Here is an 18,840-nt window from a genome sequence, read left to right as displayed (position 1 = left end):
CCTCCCACCGGCGGCCCCACCTCGTTCGTCCCCAGCCTCCCACCGGCGGCCCCACCTCGTTCGTCCCCAGCACGGAAGGCCCCGTCCATGCCCTCACGCCCCACCCGACCGAGTGGACCCCGCAGGCAGCGGCCGACGCTGCGCGCGGTCCTGTCCGCCCTGCAAGGCCCCGTCCCCCTCTCCCGCGAGCAAGCCATGGGCGCCTCCGAGCGGCTGGCGGCGGCGACGTCCCTGCTGTCCAGCGTCGAGCACCTCGCGCGCCGCCGGGAGCACCGGTCGAGCCGGCTGAACGAATGGGCCATCTCCCGCGACGCGTACGCCCGTTACGGCAGGCCCTTCCGCAAGCTGCTGGACCTGGCCTCCGACGAGCGGACCAACCGGGCGCTGCACGCCGGGCGGGTGGCCGCGAGCGCGGCCCTCATGCTGCCCGGCAACGGCCGGTGGCGCGGGGCCGCCACCCTCTACCTCGGCGTCAGTGGGGCGTTGCTCTACCCGGCCGAGCGCTACGGCACCGACGGCTCCGACCAGGCGTCCACCATGGTGCAGACCGTGACCGGGCTGGCCAGACTCGCCCCCTCGTCCCGCACCCAGGACGCCCTGCTCTGGTACGTCGCGCTCCAGGGGAACCTGTCCTACCTGATCTCCGGCTGGGTCAAGCTGCTCGGTCCCGACTGGCGGTCGGGGGCCGCGCTGGCGGGGGTGATGCGGACCAGGACGTACGGGCACGAGGGGGTCTGGAAGCTGACCCAGCGCTACCCGCGCTCGACCCGCGCCGTCGTCTACGGTGTGCTGGGCCTGGAGTGCCTGTTCCCGGTGCTCTACCTGAAGGGCGGCCGGCTGACCCGCCCGGTGCTGGGCGGCGCCGTCCTCTTCCACATGGCCAACGGCTACGTCATGGGCCTCGGCAGGTTCCTCCCGGCCTTCGCCGCGATGCACCCGATGGTCGCCTACACCAGCACGCCGCGCAGCCACCCCGCGGTGGCGGGCCGCGACGACACCATGCCGGCCACGGTGGCCCTGCTGGCGGCGGGCGGCGCGGCCGTGCTGGGGACGGTCGCGGTGGCCCGGCGGCTGCGCGTCACCGACACCCCGCACGGCGGTTCCGTCGTCACCACCCGGCACGGCAACGAACTGAGCGTGCAGAGCACCCTCGACGGCCGGAGTACGGACCCGGTGGTGGTCTTCGTGCACGGACTGGGCGCCTGCCCCGCGTACTTCGCCTGGATCGCCCGCGCCCTCGGCGGCGGGGACCGGCAGTGGCTGATGTACGGCAGGGCCGGCTACGGCCCCAGCCGGCGCCGCGCGGACGGAGAGTACACGCTGGAGGAGTCGGTCGACGACCTGGTCGACCTGATCGACGCGGCGGTCCCCGAGGGGCGCCAGGTGGTGCTGATGGGCCACTCCCTGGGCGGCGAGATCTCCCGCCGCGCGGCGGTCAGGCTGGGCTCCCGGGTGAACTCCGTCGTCTACGTGGACAGTTCGCACCCCGGCCAGCTCACCCGGTCGGCACAGCAGGGCGCGACCGCGCCGCGGATCGGGGAGGGCCTGCGCACCATGGCCATCAGCCTGCGGCTGGGGTTCGGGGCGCTGATGCGGGTGCCCGAGCCGGTCGCCAACCTGCCCGAGCAGGTGCGGGACAAGGTCAGGATGGAATTCGCGGACTCCCGCGTGTGGACCGCCGCGGTGCGTGAGTGGAAGGCCGTGGAGCAGGAGTTCCCCTCCTTCACCGGGCCACTCGACGCCCTGGACACCCACGCCCTGGTGCTCTCCGCCCAGCGGACCGTGGACCGCGACCCCGAGCACCTGCTGATGCACAAGGACCTCGCCGACGCCCACAGCGGGGACCGGACCGTCCGAAACGTCGTCATCGAGGGCGCCGACCACGACGGCATCCTCACGGACCCCCAGTACGCCGCCGAGACGCTCCGCCACCTGCTGGCCCTCCTGGCCGACACCGCCGGGCGGGAACCGGGGGCCCGGCCCGGACCCCTGACCGGGACGGAGCCGTCCGGCCGGACCGCCGCGTCCGAGGAGGAGACCCGATGAGCGACCCCCGTCTCCCGCGCGCCACGGGCTCGCTGCTGACCCGCGCCTTCGGCGGCACGGACGGCAAGGTCCGCCTCGTGGCCGGCCTCACCTTCCTCGGCGCCGTCTGCTGCCAGCACCCGCACCCGTCCTTCGACCGGGTCCAGCGGCTCGACCCGCTCTCCAGCATCTTCCCCAACTGGCGCTTCTTCGCCCCGACTCCGGCCCAGCACGACTTCCAGTTCTACTACCGCACCCTCGACGAGGCGGGCGAGACCTCCGACTGGTCCGCGCTGGAGGTCATCCAGGGCCGCCGCGCCCGCCAGTTCGTCTGGTTCCCCGAACGGCGCAGCGAGAAGGCGGTGTACGACCTGGGCAGCGAGATCCTGCGCGTCCTCGACCGCGGGTTCGAGGTGGCCGTGGCCCTGCCCTCCTTCCGTATCCTGCGCAAATTCTTCCGCGAGGAGATCGAGCGGTCCGGCACGCCGGACGTCAAGGGCTTCCAGTTCGCCCTGGTCCAGAACTCGGGCTACGACGAGGCCGAGGAGCCCGAGATCATCTTCCTCTCCCCCTACACACCGATGCGCGAGACCTCGGCACCGGCGCGAGAAAGCGAGACCGTATGAGCACCGCCGCCCCCTCCTGGGCCTCCGTGGCCACCGTCCCCGAGGTCCAGGACATCGGCTACGGAAGGGTGTTCGCCGACTTCTACGACCGCCTGCTGCCCCACGACGGCTCCGCCGAACGCACCGCCGAGGTCCTCGCCTCCTGGCACCCCGGCGGAGGCACCCTCGAACTCGGCGTGGGCACCGGACGCGTCGCCGTCCCGCTTGCCCGGCTCTCCGGCGAGGTCGTCGGTGTGGACTCCTCGCCGGAGATGCTCCAGCGGCTGTGCGAAACCATCGACGCCACCGGCGCCCCGGTCACCCCGGTGCACGGCGACATCCGCACCTACGCCGACGACTCCCGGTACGGGCTGGTCTACTGCATCTGCGCCACCCTCTCATTGATCTGCGACCCGACGGAGCAGCGGACGGCCGTCGCGCGCGCGGCCCGGCACCTGGCACCCGGCGGCACCCTCGTCGTGGAGACCCACAACCCCGGCTTCGTGACCGCCCTGCACGAGGGGCTCGCCCGCACCTCCTTCTTCATTCCCTACGCCGAACCGGGCACCGGCGTGCAGACCTACTCCACCCTGATCCCCGGCGGGCTCTGGCACGCCTCGCACCTGGTGCACGAGGGCGGCCGGGTGAGCATCGGCACCGAGATCACCCGGCTCACCACCGCCGAGGACGTCGACTCCTACGCCGCCGACGCCGGTCTCGTCCTGGTGTCCCGGCAGGGCGACTGGGCGGGCGGCCCGTTCCTGCCCGAGGGGAGCGGCGTCCACATCAGCCGCTACCGCCGCCCCGCCTCCGGTGAGGAGCGGTCATGAAGGCCACCGCGGCGGCGTCCGGCGGCACCGTGCGGAACCTGACGCGCGGGCAGTGGCGGCTGCTGCTCGGGGGCACCGCCCTCGGACTGCTGGGCGTGGTGTGCACCCTGGCGCAGCCGGTGCTGCTGGCCGACCTGATCAGGGCCGCCGGGGACCACCGCCCGGTGGTCGGGGTCGTCGTGGCGCTGGTCGTGCTGTTCCTGCTGGACGCCGTGCTCTCCGCCGCCCAGGGCTGTCTCATCGGCAGGGCGGGGGAGAACATCGTCCGCGACGCCCGGGTCCTGCTCTCGGGCAAGGTGCTCCGGGCCGACCGCGCGCACCTCGACACCCGGCGCCAGGGCGACCTGCACACCCGGTTGGTCGCCGACACCTCCCTGATGAAGATCGCGCTCACCCAGAGCCTCGCCCAGATCGTCCTCAACGGGCTGATCGTGGTCGGCGCCGTGGTGATGATGGCGTTCACCGATATCTGGCTGCTGCTGGTCGCCGTCGGATGCCTCGGTATCGCCGGGACCGGGTCGGTGTGGCTGGCCCGCGCGCTGCGCCGGGCCGCCCTGGCCAACCGGGAGGACACCGGCGACTTCGGCGCCGACCTGCAGCGCGTGCTCGCCGCCCTGACGACGGTGAAGGCCGCCAACGCCGAGGGCCGTGAGCAGCGCCGCCTGGCGGAGTCCGCCGACCGCGCCCGCGCCTCCGGCAACCGGGTCACCGTGCTGAACGCCCTGTTCACGCCCGCGCTGAATGTCGGTCTCCAGGCGTCGCTCGCCGCCGTGATGGGCATCGGCATGGCCCGCGTCGTCACCGGCTCCATCAGCCTGGCCGACTTCTCGGCGTTCACGATGTACCTGTTCTACCTGGTGTCGCCGCTGGTCCTGGTCTTCCTCTCGATCGGCACCTACCTCCAGGGCCGGGCGGCCGTCCAGCGCGTGGACGAACTCGACACCCTGCCGCAGGAGGACGAGCACCCGGCCGGCACCGCGGACCCGGCCGACGGCCGGACCGACGCCCCCGCCGGCGACCCGGCCGCCCGTCCGGCCCCGCAGGGCGGCCACCCCGCGGTGGAGTTCCGCGACGTCTCCTTCGGCTACGGCGACCGGCCGGTGCTGGAAGGCGTGTCGTTCACCGTCCCCGCCCGCGGGCTCACCGCCGTGGTGGGCGCCTCCGGCGCGGGCAAGACCACCGTCTTCCAGCTCATCGAGCGGTTCTACCGGCCCCGGGGCGGCGCGATCCTCCTCGACGGCAGGGACATCGCCCACCTCCCGTCCGCCGAGATCCGCGGCCGGGTCGGCTACGTCCAGCAGGACAACGCCGCGATGCGCGGGACTCTCCGCGAGAACATCGTGTACGCCGCGCCCGACGCCACCGAGGCGGAGATCGCCGAGGCCGTCGAACTCGCCGGTCTCACCGAGGTGGTGGCGGAGCTGCCGGACGGCCTCGACACCTTCCTCGGCGACCAGGGCACCGGACTCTCCGGCGGACAGCGGCAACGGCTCTGCGTGGCACGGGCGTTGCTCCAGAAGCCCGACGTGATGCTGCTCGACGAGGCCACCGCGCACCTGGACTCCGACGCCGAGGCGGCGCTGCGCGACAGCCTGCGCGGCATCGCCGGGCGGTGCGCGGTCGTCGCCATCGCCCACCGGATCTCCACGGTGGCCGAGGCCGACCGGATCGTGGTTCTGGACGAGGGCCGGGTGCGCGCCGTGGGCACGCACACCGAACTCCTCGGCAACGACGCCCTCTACCGGCGGCTGGCCGCCACCCAGTTCGTCGACGGCCCCCTCGGCGGACGCCCCGCGTCGGACCCCGTACCGGACGGGGCCCAGGGCGCGGTGCCGGGCTCCGGTCCGGTGCCCGAGCCGGTCCCGGCCGCCCCGCCGGGCGCGGGAGCCGTCCGGTGAGCACGGTGGACGCGGCGGTCGTGGGCAGCGGGCCGAACGGGCTGGCCGCCGCGGTCACCCTGGCCCGCGCCGGACTGCGGGTGGCCGTGTACGAGGCCGCCGACACGATCGGCGGGGGACTGCGCGGCGCCGCGCTGTTCGACTCCGAGGTGGTGCACGACATCTGCGCGGCCGTCCACCCCATGGCGATGGCCTCGCCGTTCTTCCGGGAGTTCGGCCTCGCCGGACGGGGCGTGCGGATGCTGCGGCCCGACGTCAGCTACGCCCATCCGCTGGACGGCGACCGGGTGGCCCTCGCCCACCACGACCTGGACGCCACCTGCGCGGGCCTCGGCCCGGACGGGCCGCGCTGGCGGCGGCTGATGGAACCGCTGCTGACACACAGCGACGCCATGGTCGACCTGCTGCTGTCCGATCTACGGAGCCCGCGCGGGCTGCGCGCCGCGCCCGCCGTACTGAGCCGGGTCCTGCTCCACGGGACCCGGCTCGGCCCCCGTACTTTCCGCGGCGAGGCGGCTCCCGCGCTGCTCGCCGGGGCCGCCGCGCACTCCGTCGGCCCGCTGCCCTCGCTGCCCGGCGCCGGGGTCGGGCTGCTGCTGGCCCAGTTGGCCCATGGCCCCGGCTGGCCGCTGCCGCGCGGCGGCAGCCCCCGCATCGCCGAGGCCATGGCCGATGACATCCGGGCGCACGGAGGGGAACTGCATACCGGGCGGGAGATCACCGACCTGCGGGAACTGGCGGGGGCGCGGGCCGTCCTGCTGGACATCGCGCCGACCGCGCTGCCCGGCCTCGCCGGGGGCGCCCTGCCGCCCGGCTACACCCGGTGGCTGTCCCGGTACCGGTACGGCCCGGCCGCGGGCAAGGCGGACTTCCTGGTCTCCGGACCGATCCCCTGGTCGGCCCCGGAGACCGGTCGCGCGGGCACCGTGCACCTGGGCGGCACGGCGGCCGAGGTCTTTCGCCAGGAGACCGCCAACGCCCGTGGCAGGGAGGGGGATTCACCGTTCGTCCTGGTCGTCGACCCGGCCGTGACCGACCCGGGGCGCGAGGTGGCCGGGCGCCGCCCGGTGTGGGCGTACGCCCATCTGCCGCACGGCAGCGCGCGCGACCCGCTGCCCGTGATCCGCGCGGCCATCGAGCGGTACGCGCCGGGCTTCACCGACTCCATCGTCGCCCAACGCGGGCTGTCCGGACGGGACTACGCCGCCTACAACCCCAACTACGTGGGCGGCGACATCGCGACCGGGGCGATCGGCCTGCGGCAGACCGTGTTCCGGCCCGTCCCCCGGTGGGACCCCTACCGGACCCCGCTGCCCGGCGTCTACCTCTGCTCGGCGGCCACCCCGCCCGGACCCGGGGTGCACGGCATGTGCGGCCTGCTCGCGGCGCGGTCGGCGCTGCGCCGCGAGTTCGGCCGGCCGCTGCCCGTGCTCGGCCCGGTCGGCGCGGGAACCCCGGCCGCATGACGACCCGGCCCGGCCGGTGCCGCCCGGCCCCGGTGCGCGGGCCGCGGGCCCGAGTCACACCCAGCCGCGTTCGCGTGCCAACAGCGCCGCCTGGGCCCTGCTGCACGCGCCCAGCAGGGCCAGCAGATCGGAGACATGGCGCCGGTAGGTGCGCAGCGACATGCCCGCCGCCCGGGCGCCCACCTCGTCCTTGGTGGCGGTGCACATGAGGAGCAGCACCGTGCGCTGGGTCCCGGTGAGGCTGTCGGTGCCCGGATTCGATTCGGGACGGTCGACGAGGTCCGTCCCCGCCGCCCACAGCCTCTCGAAGAGGGTGACGAGACTGCTCACCGGGCCGCTCTCCTCGATGCACAGCACGCCCCGGTCGATGTCGTCCGCATCGACGGGGACCAGCGCGGTGCGCCGGTCGTAGACCAGCACCAGTTCCGCGAACCCCTCCGCGACCCTGACCTCCGCGCCGTGGGAGCGCAGCCGCCGGAGCTGGTCCGCGCCGGTCCGGGACGTCGGAGCCTCGCTCCCCACCAGGGTCCGCACCCGGACGCCGCGCCGCAGGCAGCGCAGGCCGAGTGAGAGCGTGTGGGCCGTGCTCAGCGGGACCAGGGCCCGGTTGGGCACCGCCGCCAGGATCTCGGCGTCGGTGTGGAAGGCCGCCCGGTCGATCCGGGCGAGGGCCTGCCCCAGGTCCTCCAGGCGGTCCAGGGCGATCGCGGACCCCGCGTGGACGCCCCCGCCGCCCGCGAAGGAGGGGGCGGGGGCGTCCCGCCACAGGGAGCGCAGGATCGGCCGCGGGTCGGCGAGGCGGCGCAGCGTCCGGTAGGCGGCGTCCAACTGCTCCTCCGCCAGCCGCGCCACCACGACCCCCGGGTCCGTGGCCCAGGTCCGCGCCTCGCTCCCGTGCAGCAGCCCCCGGTCGCGCAGCCGCGCCGCGGCCCGGTCCACGCCCTCCCCGTCCATCGGCGCGGCGGTGCGCGCGTCACGGACGGCGGCGCCCGGATTCCGCAGGAAAAACCGGTACACCGCTTCCTCGGTGCTGCTCAGACCGAGTGGCGACATCGTGTGGGTCCCCATGGCCCTCCCCTTGAACATGTCCGGCGGGACGACGGAGCACAAGTCTGCCCGGGGAGACGGGGCGTGAGGTCTCAGCGAAGTCTCACGCCCCGCCGGTACCAGGGAAGTTCCGGATGCGTGACCACTTGAATGATCGGGTTCTGATCGCTATGACAGGAGGCCGTGCACCGAAGTGATCCTGGAGGTCCGATGGCCGAGGCACCTGCGGCCGCACCGCCGGTACAAGCCACGCCGGACTCCCTGCGGGAGGTGGTGGCAAGCCGTGATCTGGCCAATCTCACCGGCCCGCTCGGCAGCGGGAAGTCCCGGTTAGCCGCCGGACTCGGGCCCGTCTCCCTCCTTGACCTCGACCGGCCCGGCGCCCTGGAGCGGCTGCCGGCCGCGCTCGCCGAGGACACCCCGGACCCGCTGGTCGTGGACAGCGCCGACGACGACCGCGCCCTGGCCGCGCTGGAGCCGCTGCGGCTGCGCCCGCCGGGAAGCGGCCGGCCCGTCCTCGTGGTCAGCAGGCGCTCCCTGCTGGCCCGGCCGGGATGGGCCGGCACGGGGGTCGCGGTCCTGGAGACCGGCCCGTGGCCGGACGCGCGGATCGGGCGTCTGGCGGCGGAGGCGCGGGTGACCGACGCGCGGTGCCGGGAACTGATCGTCCGGCTCGCCGCGGGCAACCCGCTGATCGCCGACGCGGCCTGCCGGGCCGTCCACGCGGGTGCGCCGCCGACCGCGGCCGGGGCGGTGGCCGACGGCGCCGCCCGGGAGATCGTGGAGCGGCTCTCCCGGGAGCGGCCCGCCGGGCCGTGGCAGCACGCCCTGGTCCGGCTGGCCACGGTGTGGTCGGCGGACGAGGAACTGCTCGACGCCGACCCGGATCTGTTCGACACCCTGGCCGGGCTCAGCCCGGTCGTCCCCACCGAACTCGGGTTGGCCCTCGCCGAGCCCTTCCGCGGGGTGATCGAACTGGCCCATCGCTGGCGTCGGCCCGCCGCCCACCGCGGCGCGTGGGCCCGCGCGCTGGCCCACCGCAAGAAGCTGCTGGCCGACGAACCCGCCGCCGACCGCCGCAGCCGTCTCATCGAGGGGATCATGGCCCTGGCCGACGACGACGCCGTCCGCGAGACCATGTTCCCCATCAGCGTGACCCGGGACGTGATCCACACCGCTGCCCCGGACGACGCCGACGCCATCGGCACCCTGATGCGCCGGTGGGCCCGGCAGGGCGGGCTGGACGTGCGCTGGACCGACCGCCTGGTGGAACGCTGGCTCGTCGACGACCCCACCAGCTTCCAGTTGATCCGGGACGGCGGCGACCGGATCATCGGCCTGACGAACACCCAGCAGGTCACCGAACGCACCATGAACTGTGTGGAACCGCTGCTCCAGCAACACACGGACCGGCTGCTCGGCCGCCCGCGCGGCACCGGGGGATGGCTGCTCGGCGCGGCCTACTGCCCCGACCGGGGCGCCCACGCGCACCTGCTGCGCGGCCTGCTGCGCCAAGTCATCGTGGGCGGCCTGCTGCTGACGGTGTCCACCCCGAACCCGGACTACCAGCGACTGCTGCGCGGGCTGCGCTTCCAGCATCACGGCACCACCACCGACGACGTCTACCGCTGCGGGCGCAAGCCCGAGATCTTCAGCCAGGACTTCGGCTCCGCCACGCTGCCCGACTGGACGGAGCGGCTCGCCCGCGCCTCGGGGACGCGCGGCGGCCCGCGTCCGACTGGCCAGGAGGTGGCCCGCGCCCTCGCCAACATCGCCGACCCGGCCCGGCTGGCCGAGAGCCCGCTGCTCTCCTCGCCGCGCCCCCGGACGGTGGCGGAGCTGCGCGCGGACCTGTGGGAGGCGGTGCGGCGGCTGGCGGACAGCGAGGTGCGGGAGGAGGCCGAGGCCGGGTGGATTCTCCAGCGCTACTACCTCGGACGGCCGCGGACCCATCAGTGGCTCGCCCAGCAGCTCCACATCAGCCGGGCCACCTACTTCCGACGGCTCCGGCACGGCCTGGACCTGGTGGGCGGCGGACTCGCGGCGGAACGGAGCGTCCCATGAGGGGCGCCGGGGGGACGGCAGCGGCGGGGCCGGGCGCCTCAGCGGTGGACCTCGCCCGGCTCGGCCCTGCCGGGGGCCAGGAGCTGCGGCACCGTCACGAAGGTGTAGCCGCGGGCGGTGAGGGCGTCGATGATGCCGGGCACGGCGGGCACGGTGCCGTCGTAGATGTCGTGCAGCAGGATGATCCCGTCCCGGGACGCCCGGCCGAGGACGCGCTCGGCCACGAGCACCTGCGCCGCCACGACCTCCGGCACACCGGACTGACCTGGTTCGCCGACGCAGGCGTGCAGGTCCACGTCCTGCGACGCATCGCCGGCCACGGGTCACCGACCACGACCCAGCGACACCCGCACCCCGACATGCACAAGATCACGGCTGCCGGGGCGGCGCTCTCCGCGCACCTCGGCGTGTTGCGCGCACCGCGCTCGCCGCCGGGCCCGATCGTCATGACCCGCTGACCTCGGTCAAGGGCACCGGTCCCCAACTGGTCCCCAAGAATGATCAAGGGCCGGTTTCGGATACCTCCGAAACCGGCCCTGACCTGCGACTGTCTCCAGTCGGGACGACAGGATTTGAACCTGCGACCCCTTGACCCCCAGTCAAGTGCGCTACCAAGCTGCGCCACGTCCCGATGCCCGCCTGACCTGGGGTTTCCCCGCTGGCCGAACGCGCATGAGAACAATACCGCACTCGGTGGGGTGGTCACGAACGCCTTTGCCACTTGACCTCAACCAAGCTTGATGTTCAACGCTGGTCACATGACGAACACGACCACCGCACGGACACCCGACCACCGCGACATGAACCGCCTGATGGGACTGATGACCGGGGACGAGAAGCACGGCCCCGCCGCGACGTCCACGCTGGACGTGCTGTGGGTGCTGTACGACCGGGTGCTGCGGGTGACGCCCGACACCGTCGACGCGCCCGGCCGCGACCGGTTCCTGCTGTCCAAGGGGCACGGGCCGATGGCGTACTACGCCGTCCTGGCCGCGCACGGCTTCTTCGACGAGGAGCTGCTGCCGGGGTTCGGGGCGTACGACTCGCCGCTCGGGCACCACCCGGACCGGATGCTGGTGCCGGGGGCGGAGATCGGCAGCGGGTCGCTGGGGCACGGGCTGCCGCTGGCCGTGGGAAGCGTGCTCGGGCTGCGGGCCCAGGGGCTCACCGACCCCCGGGTGTGGGTGCTGATCGGCGACGCCGAGCTGGACGAGGGCAGCAATCACGAGGCGATCGCCTACGCGGGCCCGGCCGGGCTGGAGCAGCTGCACACCGTGGTGATCGACAACGCTTCGGCGTCCCACGGCCGGCCCGGCGGGATCGCGGCCCGTTTCGAGGCCGCGGGCTGGTCGGTCGAGTCCGTGGACGGCCGGGACCACGAGGCGCTGTACGCGGCCTTCACCGCGCCGCACCCCGGACGGCCGCGGGCCGTGGTCGCCCGGGTCGATCCGAAGGACTGAACGCTCCGGACGAACGCCGCCCCACCGAAACAGCGATGCAGGAGAGGGACACTTCACATGGACACGATGCGTGACCGCTTCATCTCGACCACGTCACAGCTGCTGGACGAGGACCCGCGCCTGGCCCTGGTGCTGGCCGAGATCAGCCGCGACGGCTTCGCCCGGGCCGAGCGGGCCCATCCGGACCGGGTCGTCAACGTCGGCATCAGGGAACAGCTGCTGATCGGGGCGGGCGCGGGAATGGCGCTCACCGGTCTGCGGCCGATCGTGCACACCTTCGCCAGTTTTCTGGTGGAGCGGCCGTTCGAGCAGGTCAAGCTGGACTTCGGCCACCAGGGGGTGGGCGGGGTGCTGGTGAGCGCGGGAGCCTCGTACGACTGGCCGGCCGGTGGCTTCACCCACATGGCGCCGGGCGACGTCGCCCTCATGGACACCCTGGAGGGGTGGACGGTCCAGGTGCCGGGCCACCCCGACGAGGCCGAGGAACTTCTGCGGGAGGCCGCGGTCGGGGACGACCGGGTGTACGTGCGGCTGTCGCTGCAGTCGAACGCGGTGGCCCGGCACCTGGACCGTCCACCCCTCCAGGGTGTCCATGAGGGCGACGTCGCCCGGCGCCATGTGGGTGAAGCCACCGGCCGGCCAGTCGTACGGTGGAGACCGCCGCGGTGGTGGCGAGCGGCGACGGAACCTGCCTGCTCCTGTACAACCCGGACTTCTTCGTCGCCCTCGGCCTCGACGTTCGCCCCCAACGAGTCGCGCACCAGGGGCCGCAGCGCGTTCTCGGCCTCCCCCGTCCGGGTGGGGAACGCCCAGCGGCCGGTGCCGAGGGCGCACAGCACCGTGCGGGCCGAACGCCACTCCCGTACATAGGTCTCCGGGCCGTCGACGATGCCCGCGAGCCGCGTCCGGTGGGCGTGGCCCGGGTGGGCGGAGAAGCGTTCCCGCAGGACCGGGGGGCAGTCGGGCCGTAGTGCGAGCGCCCATCGCGTGTACCCGGGCAGCGGCTGCTCGGTGTCGGCCGCGATGACGCGCGGCCAGTCCCCGCGGCCCGTCGAGCGGACGGCCCGGCGGCCCTGGCGCATGGTCCTCGCGGCCCGCAGCGCGGGGATCAGTTCCGCCGCGGGAAGCCGCTCGGCGCTTTCCGCGAGGAGCCGCTCCCGCAGCGCCCCGAGCACCGGGACGGGTTCCTTCCTGCCGGGCCCGAAGGGTTCGCCGTGGAGGACCGCCGACTCCAGCCCCCGGGGCAACCCGTCGGCCAGGACGAGGAGTTCGTTCAGGTCCGCCCGGTCCTCCTCCAGGACCCACAGCCGGGCGGAGGCCGGCAGCGCGTCGGCCGAGAGCCGCGGCAGGCTGTCCCAGCGGCTCCCGGGAACGAGCGTGCCCGGCCGCTCCGCGACCCCGATCCGCTCCCGCACCGCCTGCCGCACGTCGTCCGCCCCGGCCAGACAGACCAGTACGTCGAGTGCCCTGTCCGTACCGCGGTCGTGCCGCATGACTCCGCCCCCTCGCGTTCCCCGGGCCTCGCCCGCCCCGGTCGGGCCGACCCCGGGAAAGAGTACGGGACCCCGCCCCACCAGGCAGAACCCCCCTCGCGCCCATGACGCCCCGCGACGGGGCGGGTCGCGGCGGCCGTTTCACGGGGCCCGTGGGCCGGTGGCGGGGCCGCTGCCCCGGCAGGCCGCCCGCAGCGTCACGGCCGCCGCGATTCCCGCCAAAAGCCCGCAGGTCAGGGCCGCCGGGACGCCATCGCCGAGGGCGGCGAACAGTTGCGGCAGTCCCCCGTGCGCACCCGTGCCGTCGGTCGCCGCCGCCCGCAGCAACTGGCCCGCCAGCAGCCCGAGGACCGTCGCGCAGACCGCACCGGCCGCCATCGCCGGGACCGTGGCCCGGGTGAGCAGTCCGGGCAGCGACCGCAGCGCCCACCACACCACGACGAGCAGTAGCGCATCGGCGGCGCGGTACAGGAGCCAGGCACCGGTGTCGGAGCCCCCGGGGTCCGACCAGGCGCCGAGCAGCAGCCACTGGCGCAGCAGGTCGCCCGGTTCGGCGAGCGGCCCGCTGCCGGGGGAGGCCGTCTGGATGGCCGCGGCGACCGGCTGGTACGAGAGGACCACCAGGGACAGCGCGATCACCGCGGTCCCGGCGGTGGCGGCCGACCGGGCGGCACGTGCCGGGACGGACTCCCTGGGCAGCGGACCGGCACCCTTGGCGGTGATCCGCGCCGCGAGCACCGCGACCGCCGCCGCGGCCAGGGCGGTCACCACCAGGATCTGCCGGCCGGCGGCGATCGCGCTCGCCAGCCGGGGCAGGAAGCGGTAACTGCCGTGGCCGTACGAGGCGATCAGCCATGGCGCGGAGACGGTCACCGCCAGCGTCCCCGCCACGATTCCCCAGGTCCACACCGCGAGCAGGGTGGCCGGCATCCGGCCGTGCACCGGCGGCAGCCCGCGGATCAGGAGCAGCGCCCCGGGCAGGAAGAAGGCGAACACCGCGGCGAACCTGATCCGCAGCGCGGTCCCGTGCAGCGCGAGGTAGCGGGCTCCGTCGCCCCCTGCCGGGCCCCCGGGCGCGTCAACGCCCGCCCACGCCCCGGCCGGAGGCTCGTACGACCAGGGAATGAGCCAGCGTTCGAGCTCGGCGGCGGCCCGGCCCCCGATCGCGTCCGTGGCGCCCTGCAGGCGCAGCGCCTGCAGACTCTCCCCCGCCCACCACAGGAGCGCCGTGAGCAGTACCCCTCCGAGCAGTGCCGGTATCACCGCACGCCGGTACGTCATGTGCTGTCCCCCGCCTCGACCGTCTCCGCCCGAACCCCCTGGCCGGGTGAAGGTTACGACGCGTTGATCACATGGGGGTCACGGCCGCGCCAACGTCCCTGTGGACCAAGCGATCTGACGCCTTGTCATGTCATGGGGCATCCGTGGCGCGCCGCGGAACTCCTGGCGAAGGCCGCGAGGAGTTCGTCGAAGACCTCGGCCGTCGGGGCGTCGACCGGGGCGGGCCGGCCGTCGCCGCGCTTCGGAGGGGTGAGCTTGAAGTACGCGGTGCCCAGTGCGCCCCGGCAGGCGTGCGACCGGGTGCGGGAGCCGGTGACGCTGCCGGGGTAGCGGTCGTCGAGGTACTTCTCCTGCAGGGCGGAGGGGCCGTAGTACGCGTTGAGGCGCACGTGGTCGTGCTCGCCCCGGTTCACCCTGCATTCCTCGGTCAGGGCGCGGCCGGCCGGGTATTCGTCGACGGTGGCGACGTGCGCGAGCCGGGCGTTGCGCGAGCTGACGACGTCCCGGCAGGTGGCGTCGGCCCCGGCGGCCGGGCGGGTCGTGACGCCGGTGCGGTCGACCGTTTCGGGGCGCGTGCCCAGGGCCCCTTCGCAGTCGAAGCGTTCGGCCGCGCGGCGGGCGGTCTCGGTGGCGAGGCGGGCGACGTCACGTATCTGATCGGTGGTCAGTTCGTCGGCTTCCCGGGTCGCTTCGGTGAGGACGAGCAGCCCCTTGCCCGCGAGCGGGGCGCAGTCCACGAGCACGGCGGCCCGGGGACGGCCGTGGACGGCGACCGAGCCGTTCCAGCCGTGTCCGATCGGCGCCGCGCCGGGCTCCTCGGCCGCTCCGGAGCTCCGGTGCGCGGCGGCGGGCCGTATCTGCAGCCGGAGCGTGGCGCTCCGGTCGTCGCCCCCGGCCCGGACCGAGCACCAGTCGGTCTCGTGGCCGACCCACTCCCCCGTGTGGCCCTTGCCCTCCAACTCGGCGCCGTCGAAGAAGTTCCGGGCCTCCTCGACGGCGACCGATCCGTGGCAGGCGTCGTCGAGGTCGTTGTCGGACCCGTCGCGGTTGCCGATGCCCCGGGCGAGCACCCCGCCCGCGAGTGCCAGGGCGGCCACCGCGGCAACGACGACGTACTTTCGGCGCGGGCTCGGGCTCATGGGCTCTCGTTCCTGTCGGCTCCGTGGTGCCGGAGCGGTGCGGCGGGGCCGGTGGCGGCCGGGACGGTCCACGCCCGGGACTGCCGGAACCGGGCGGGGAGTCCGGCCCCGTCCACCCACCGGCCACTGCCCGAGCGTGTCGGTCCCGGCCGCCCCCAAGAATGACCGAGGGTCGGCTTCGGATGTCTCCGAAACCGACCCTGATCTACGACTCTCACGAGTCGGGACGACAGGATTTGAACCTGCGACCCCTTGACCCCCAGTCAAGTGCGCTACCAAGCTGCGCCACGTCCCGATGCGAATCCCCCGGTGTTCCCGGGTGACCGCGCAGGACAAACATTACCTCACTCCGAGGACCGGATCGACGCCCGTGCCTGGTGGGCGCGGTTCGCCAGGGATTCGGCGCCGCACGCGGTGGCCAGTTTCTGGGCCCTGGCGAGTTCGCGCGGCGAGCGGATCGCGATGCCGTAGTCGACGAGGGCGAGCGCGTGCTCGTACGCCGACGGGGACGCCTCCAGGTGCCGGACGGATTCGGCGAGCAGATGGGTGGCGTCCTCGGGCTCCGCGAAGAGGGCGACGCAGCGCAGGGCCTCGCCGATGGAGGTGTCCGTGCCGAAGCGCTCGGCGTGCGTCCGGGCCGTCGCGGCGAGCCGGGCCGCGCGCTCCGGGTCCTCCTCGGTCAGTGCGCGGGCGAGGTCACCGGCCCAGGGCGCCCACACCCCGTTGAACCTGCCCCGGGGTTCGAGTGCCTGGCCCGCCGCCTCCAGTTCGGAGATCGCCTCCTTCGTACGGCCTTCGGCCAGCAGCAGCCGACCGCGCACGCACGGGCCGTCGGGGAGCACCATCGCACTGGGGTAGGGCGAGCCGAAGGCGTAGCGGTCGGCGATCTCGCGGGCCTCCTTGACCCGGCCCCGGGCGAGGAGCGTGTCGATGAGCAGACAGGCCGCGTCCCAGTGGACGGGCAGTCCGCTGCCGACCCGGTCGGCCAGGCGCAGCCCCTCGCGGAGGAAGCCCTCGGCCTCGGCCAGCCGGCCGCGACGCCGGTGGACGAGTCCGAGCAGGGTGTGGGCGAACGCGAGGTGCGCGCCGCTCCAGCCGGAGATCTCGAAGGCGCGGACGGCTTCGCCGAAGAGCTGCTCGGCCCGGTCGAGCTGGTCGGTGAAGGCGTAGGTGATGCCGACGAGGGTCGGCAGCTCGAAGCCCCATTCCGCGTCGGTCCAGCCCAGTCCCCGGGCGGGATGGCCGTCGACCAGGGCGCGTTCGCAGAGGTCGACGACGAGCTGGGCGTTCTCGCCGCGCATCATGGCGTCGAAGGCGCGGATGGTGAGCAGGGCGCGCTCGGCGTTGTCGCGGCCGTGCAGGTGGTCGGCGTTGCGGGCGAGCCGGGCGGAGCGGCCGGGTCCGTCGTCCTCGGCGGCCTGCATGCCCTCCCAGAGGAAGGCTCCGGCCTGAAGCCGCATCAGACCGGGTCCGGGGGCGGTGCGCGCGGCCTCCGCCGCGAGGGCGAGGGCCGCTTCCTTCAGCTGGTTGTTGTGGGAGTGCGCGGCCGCGAGGCGGTAGGTGGCGTCGACCCGCCGCTCCTCGTCGAGGCCGGGCATGTCGAGGGCCGCGCGCAGGTGCTGGACGGTGGTGGCCGGGGAACTGAGCAGGGTGGCGCAGCCCAGTTCGTACAGCAGGGTGGCCTTCACCTGCGGGCTCGGCGGTTCCTCCAGGGCGCGTTCGAGGCAGCGGCGGGCTGCGTCCGGGGCGCCGACCGCGAGGTGCTGCCGGGCCGCTTCGCGGAGTTGGCCGACCAGTTCCTGGTCGTCGTCCGGGTGCACTTCGAGCAGGTACCGGGAGGCCGCGGCGGCGCCGAGTCCGGCCCGGGTGATCGCCCACGCGGCCCGGCCGTGCATGGCGGTGCGGGTGGCCGGCGGGATGGAGCGGTACACCGCGCTCGCGATCAGCGGGTGGACGAACTCCAGCGGGTCGAAGCCGGTGACGATGCGGGCCTCGCGCAGCCGCTCCGTGCAGTCGGCGGCCTCGGCCGGGCTCATGCCGGCGAGGCTGGCCGCGAGGCCCTGCGAGATCTCCGTGCCGAGCACGGCGGCGGCCCAGGCGAAGCGGTTGGCGTTGGTCCCGAGCCGTTCGAGCCGGGCGACGAGGCCGCTGCCGCGGGCGGAGGCGCCGAGTTCGCGCAGCAGTCCGGCCGACTCCTCCAGCGGCGCCAGTTCGCGGTCCTGCACCTTGGCGACGAGTTCGACCGCCTCGTAGGGGTTGCCGCCGGTGACGGCCCACACCTCGCGGCAGAACGGGTCGTCGGCGTGCTCGCCGAGGGCCGCGCGGACCAGTTCGGCGGTGGCGTCCGGGGTGAGGGCGCGCAGCGCGACCCGCACCTGGGACGGGTGGCCGCTGCCCGGCCCGCTCTCCTTCAGCCGCGCCGCCAGCTCCTCCGGGCGGTGGGCCTGGACGACCAGTACGGGCAGTTCGCCGAGGCGGGCGGTGAACGAGGCGAGCCAGGCGAGGGATTCGCCGTCCGCCCAGTGCGCGTCGTCGACGATGAGCAGCAGCGGGCGGTGGCTGACCCGGGACGCGAGCCGGGAGACGACGAAGTCCAGGCCGTCGCGCACGCCTTGCGGGTCCGGCTGCGGGCCGCTCGGCTCGGCGAGTCCGAGCGCGGGCGCGGCGATCTCGTACCAGGTCCCGAACAGGGCGCGCACCTCGTCGGGCGGCAGTTGGTCGAGCGCGGGCTGCAGCAGTTGGCGCACGACGTGGAACGGCACGGACGTGACCGTTTCGCCGCCACGGGCGGACCAGATCGTGCATCGGTCGGCGGCCATGGCCTGGATCTCGCCGAGCAGTGCTGTCTTGCCGATGCCGGCCTCGCCGCTGAAGATCAGCAGCCCGCCGACGGCCTGGGCGCCGCATAGGGCGTCCACGGCCTGTGCGGCAGCGGCAAGTTCCGGTTCACGCTCGTACAGCGGCCGGGACGGCTTCATGCCTACCCTCCCCTAGGGTGGTACGGATTGGTTTCGACACTAGTCGTGAACAAGGGTCAACGGACAGTGGTTCCGGCGGTTCACCGCAGGTGCGGGGCACAATCGTGGGGTGGACGAGACTCGCAGGGACCGGGATGCCGAGGGCCGGGCGCGCAACGCGCGTCCCCGTGACGGGCTGGGGCGCCCCCTCCCCCGCGGGGCGGCGGGCGTCGAACGGCAGCCCGAGGGCGTGGTCCGTACGCCCGAGGAGACGGTGCGGGAGGCCCAGCGGCTGCTGGACGCGGGCATGCCCTTCCACGCGCACGAGGTGTTCGAGGACGCCTGGAAGTCGGGTCCGGGGGCGGAGCGGGAGCTGTGGCGGGGGCTGGCGCAGCTGGCCGTGGGGCTGACGCACGCGGCCCGGGGCAACGCGACGGGCGGGGCCCGGTTGTTGCGGCGCGGGGCGGCGGCGCTCGCCCCGTTCGTGCCGGACCACCCGTACGGGCTCGACGTCGGCGGGCTGGCCGGCTGGGCCGGGGAACTGGCCGGCCGGCCAGCCCGCCGACGTCGAGCCC

The 18,840-nt window shown here is 74.5% G+C and carries 12 protein-coding genes, 2 tRNA genes and 4 pseudogenes; 10 read left to right on the top strand and 8 right to left on the bottom strand.

Features of this window, described 5'->3' with window-relative positions; translation table 11 throughout:
- Positions 1-195 precede the first annotated feature (195 nt).
- Genes EAO76_RS16975 through EAO76_RS16955 form a run of 5 tightly spaced genes read left to right on the top strand, consistent with a single transcriptional unit; the run spans position 196 to position 6,824 of the window.
- Positions 196-2,046, top strand: coding sequence for an alpha/beta fold hydrolase (locus EAO76_RS16975; RefSeq protein WP_148836806.1), 1,851 nt, complete (start codon positions 196-198; stop codon positions 2,044-2,046).
- Entirely contained in the window at positions 2,043-2,651 is a 609-nt protein-coding gene (locus tag EAO76_RS16970) for a hypothetical protein (protein WP_148836801.1), read from the top strand. The genes EAO76_RS16975 and EAO76_RS16970 overlap by 4 nt, the downstream gene beginning before the upstream one ends.
- Positions 2,648-3,460, top strand: a complete 813-nt coding sequence (locus EAO76_RS16965) for a class I SAM-dependent methyltransferase (protein ID WP_148836800.1) — start codon at positions 2,648-2,650, stop codon at positions 3,458-3,460. Before EAO76_RS16970 ends, EAO76_RS16965 begins: the two co-directional genes overlap by 4 nt.
- Entirely contained in the window at positions 3,457-5,358 is a 1,902-nt protein-coding gene (locus EAO76_RS16960; RefSeq protein WP_148836799.1) for an ABC transporter ATP-binding protein, read from the top strand. The genes EAO76_RS16965 and EAO76_RS16960 overlap by 4 nt, the downstream gene beginning before the upstream one ends.
- Positions 5,355-6,824, top strand: a complete 1,470-nt coding sequence (locus EAO76_RS16955) for an NAD(P)/FAD-dependent oxidoreductase (protein ID WP_262375539.1) — start codon at positions 5,355-5,357, stop codon at positions 6,822-6,824. Before EAO76_RS16960 ends, EAO76_RS16955 begins: the two co-directional genes overlap by 4 nt.
- 54 nt (positions 6,825-6,878) lie before the next feature.
- Here EAO76_RS16955 and EAO76_RS16950 read toward each other — a convergent pair whose 3' ends face one another.
- The gene (locus tag EAO76_RS16950) at positions 6,879-7,892 is read right to left on the bottom strand and encodes a LuxR family transcriptional regulator (protein ID WP_148836798.1); all 1,014 of its coding nucleotides are present in this window, start codon (positions 7,890-7,892) and stop codon (positions 6,879-6,881) included.
- 189 nt (positions 7,893-8,081) lie between these two features.
- On the opposite strand from EAO76_RS16950, the gene EAO76_RS16945 reads away from it, so the two are divergent.
- Complete coding sequence (locus tag EAO76_RS16945; RefSeq protein WP_148836797.1) at positions 8,082-9,935, top strand: hypothetical protein; 1,854 nt, start codon at positions 8,082-8,084, stop codon at positions 9,933-9,935.
- Between the two features lie 38 nt (positions 9,936-9,973).
- Here the strand turns inward: EAO76_RS16945 and EAO76_RS16940 are convergent.
- Positions 9,974-10,162: pseudogene (locus tag EAO76_RS16940) on the bottom strand (polysaccharide deacetylase family protein); the annotation flags it as partial.
- Here EAO76_RS16940 and EAO76_RS47315 point away from each other — a divergent pair.
- Positions 10,151-10,393: pseudogene (locus tag EAO76_RS47315) on the top strand (tyrosine-type recombinase/integrase); the annotation flags it as partial. The pseudogenes EAO76_RS16940 and EAO76_RS47315 overlap by 12 nt on opposite strands.
- Positions 10,394-10,492: 99 nt before the next feature.
- Here the strand turns inward: EAO76_RS47315 and EAO76_RS16930 are convergent.
- A tRNA-Pro gene (locus EAO76_RS16930) sits at positions 10,493-10,566 on the bottom strand.
- Between the two features lie 127 nt (positions 10,567-10,693).
- Here EAO76_RS16930 and EAO76_RS16925 point away from each other — a divergent pair.
- Both EAO76_RS16925 and EAO76_RS16920 read left to right on the top strand, forming a co-directional pair.
- A complete protein-coding gene (locus EAO76_RS16925; RefSeq protein WP_148836796.1) occupies positions 10,694-11,395 on the top strand; it encodes a transketolase in 702 nt (233 codons plus the stop codon).
- Between the two features lie 57 nt (positions 11,396-11,452).
- Positions 11,453-11,953: pseudogene (locus EAO76_RS16920) on the top strand (transketolase); the annotation flags it as partial.
- Here EAO76_RS16920 and EAO76_RS47615 read toward each other — a convergent pair.
- The 5 genes and pseudogenes from EAO76_RS47615 to EAO76_RS16895 all read right to left on the bottom strand — a co-directional run.
- A pseudogene (locus EAO76_RS47615) lies at positions 11,948-12,043 on the bottom strand (transketolase); the annotation flags it as partial. The pseudogenes EAO76_RS16920 and EAO76_RS47615 overlap by 6 nt on opposite strands.
- Positions 12,044-13,029: 986 nt before the next feature.
- Positions 13,030-14,169, bottom strand: a complete 1,140-nt coding sequence (locus EAO76_RS16910; protein ID WP_148836794.1) for a hypothetical protein — start codon at positions 14,167-14,169, stop codon at positions 13,030-13,032.
- Between the two features lie 125 nt (positions 14,170-14,294).
- Entirely contained in the window at positions 14,295-15,308 is a 1,014-nt protein-coding gene (locus EAO76_RS16905) for a hypothetical protein (RefSeq protein ID WP_148836793.1), read from the bottom strand.
- A gap of 221 nt (positions 15,309-15,529) precedes the next feature.
- A tRNA-Pro gene (locus tag EAO76_RS16900) sits at positions 15,530-15,603 on the bottom strand.
- Positions 15,604-15,652: 49 nt separating this feature from the next.
- A complete protein-coding gene (locus EAO76_RS16895; RefSeq protein WP_148836792.1) occupies positions 15,653-18,286 on the bottom strand; it encodes an AAA family ATPase in 2,634 nt (877 codons plus the stop codon).
- A gap of 109 nt (positions 18,287-18,395) precedes the next feature.
- Here EAO76_RS16895 and EAO76_RS16890 point away from each other — a divergent pair.
- Positions 18,396-18,840, top strand: a 445-nt coding sequence (locus tag EAO76_RS16890; protein ID WP_148836804.1) for a DUF309 domain-containing protein, incomplete at its 3' end; no start/stop codon positions are given.

Origin of the sequence: Streptomyces sp. sk2.1 (genome assembly GCF_008120935.1) — a bacterium.
GTDB lineage: Bacteria > Actinomycetota > Actinomycetes > Streptomycetales > Streptomycetaceae > Streptomyces.
The sequence above is the reverse complement of the archived record's forward strand: the minus strand, read 5'-3'. Positions and strand labels throughout refer to the sequence as shown.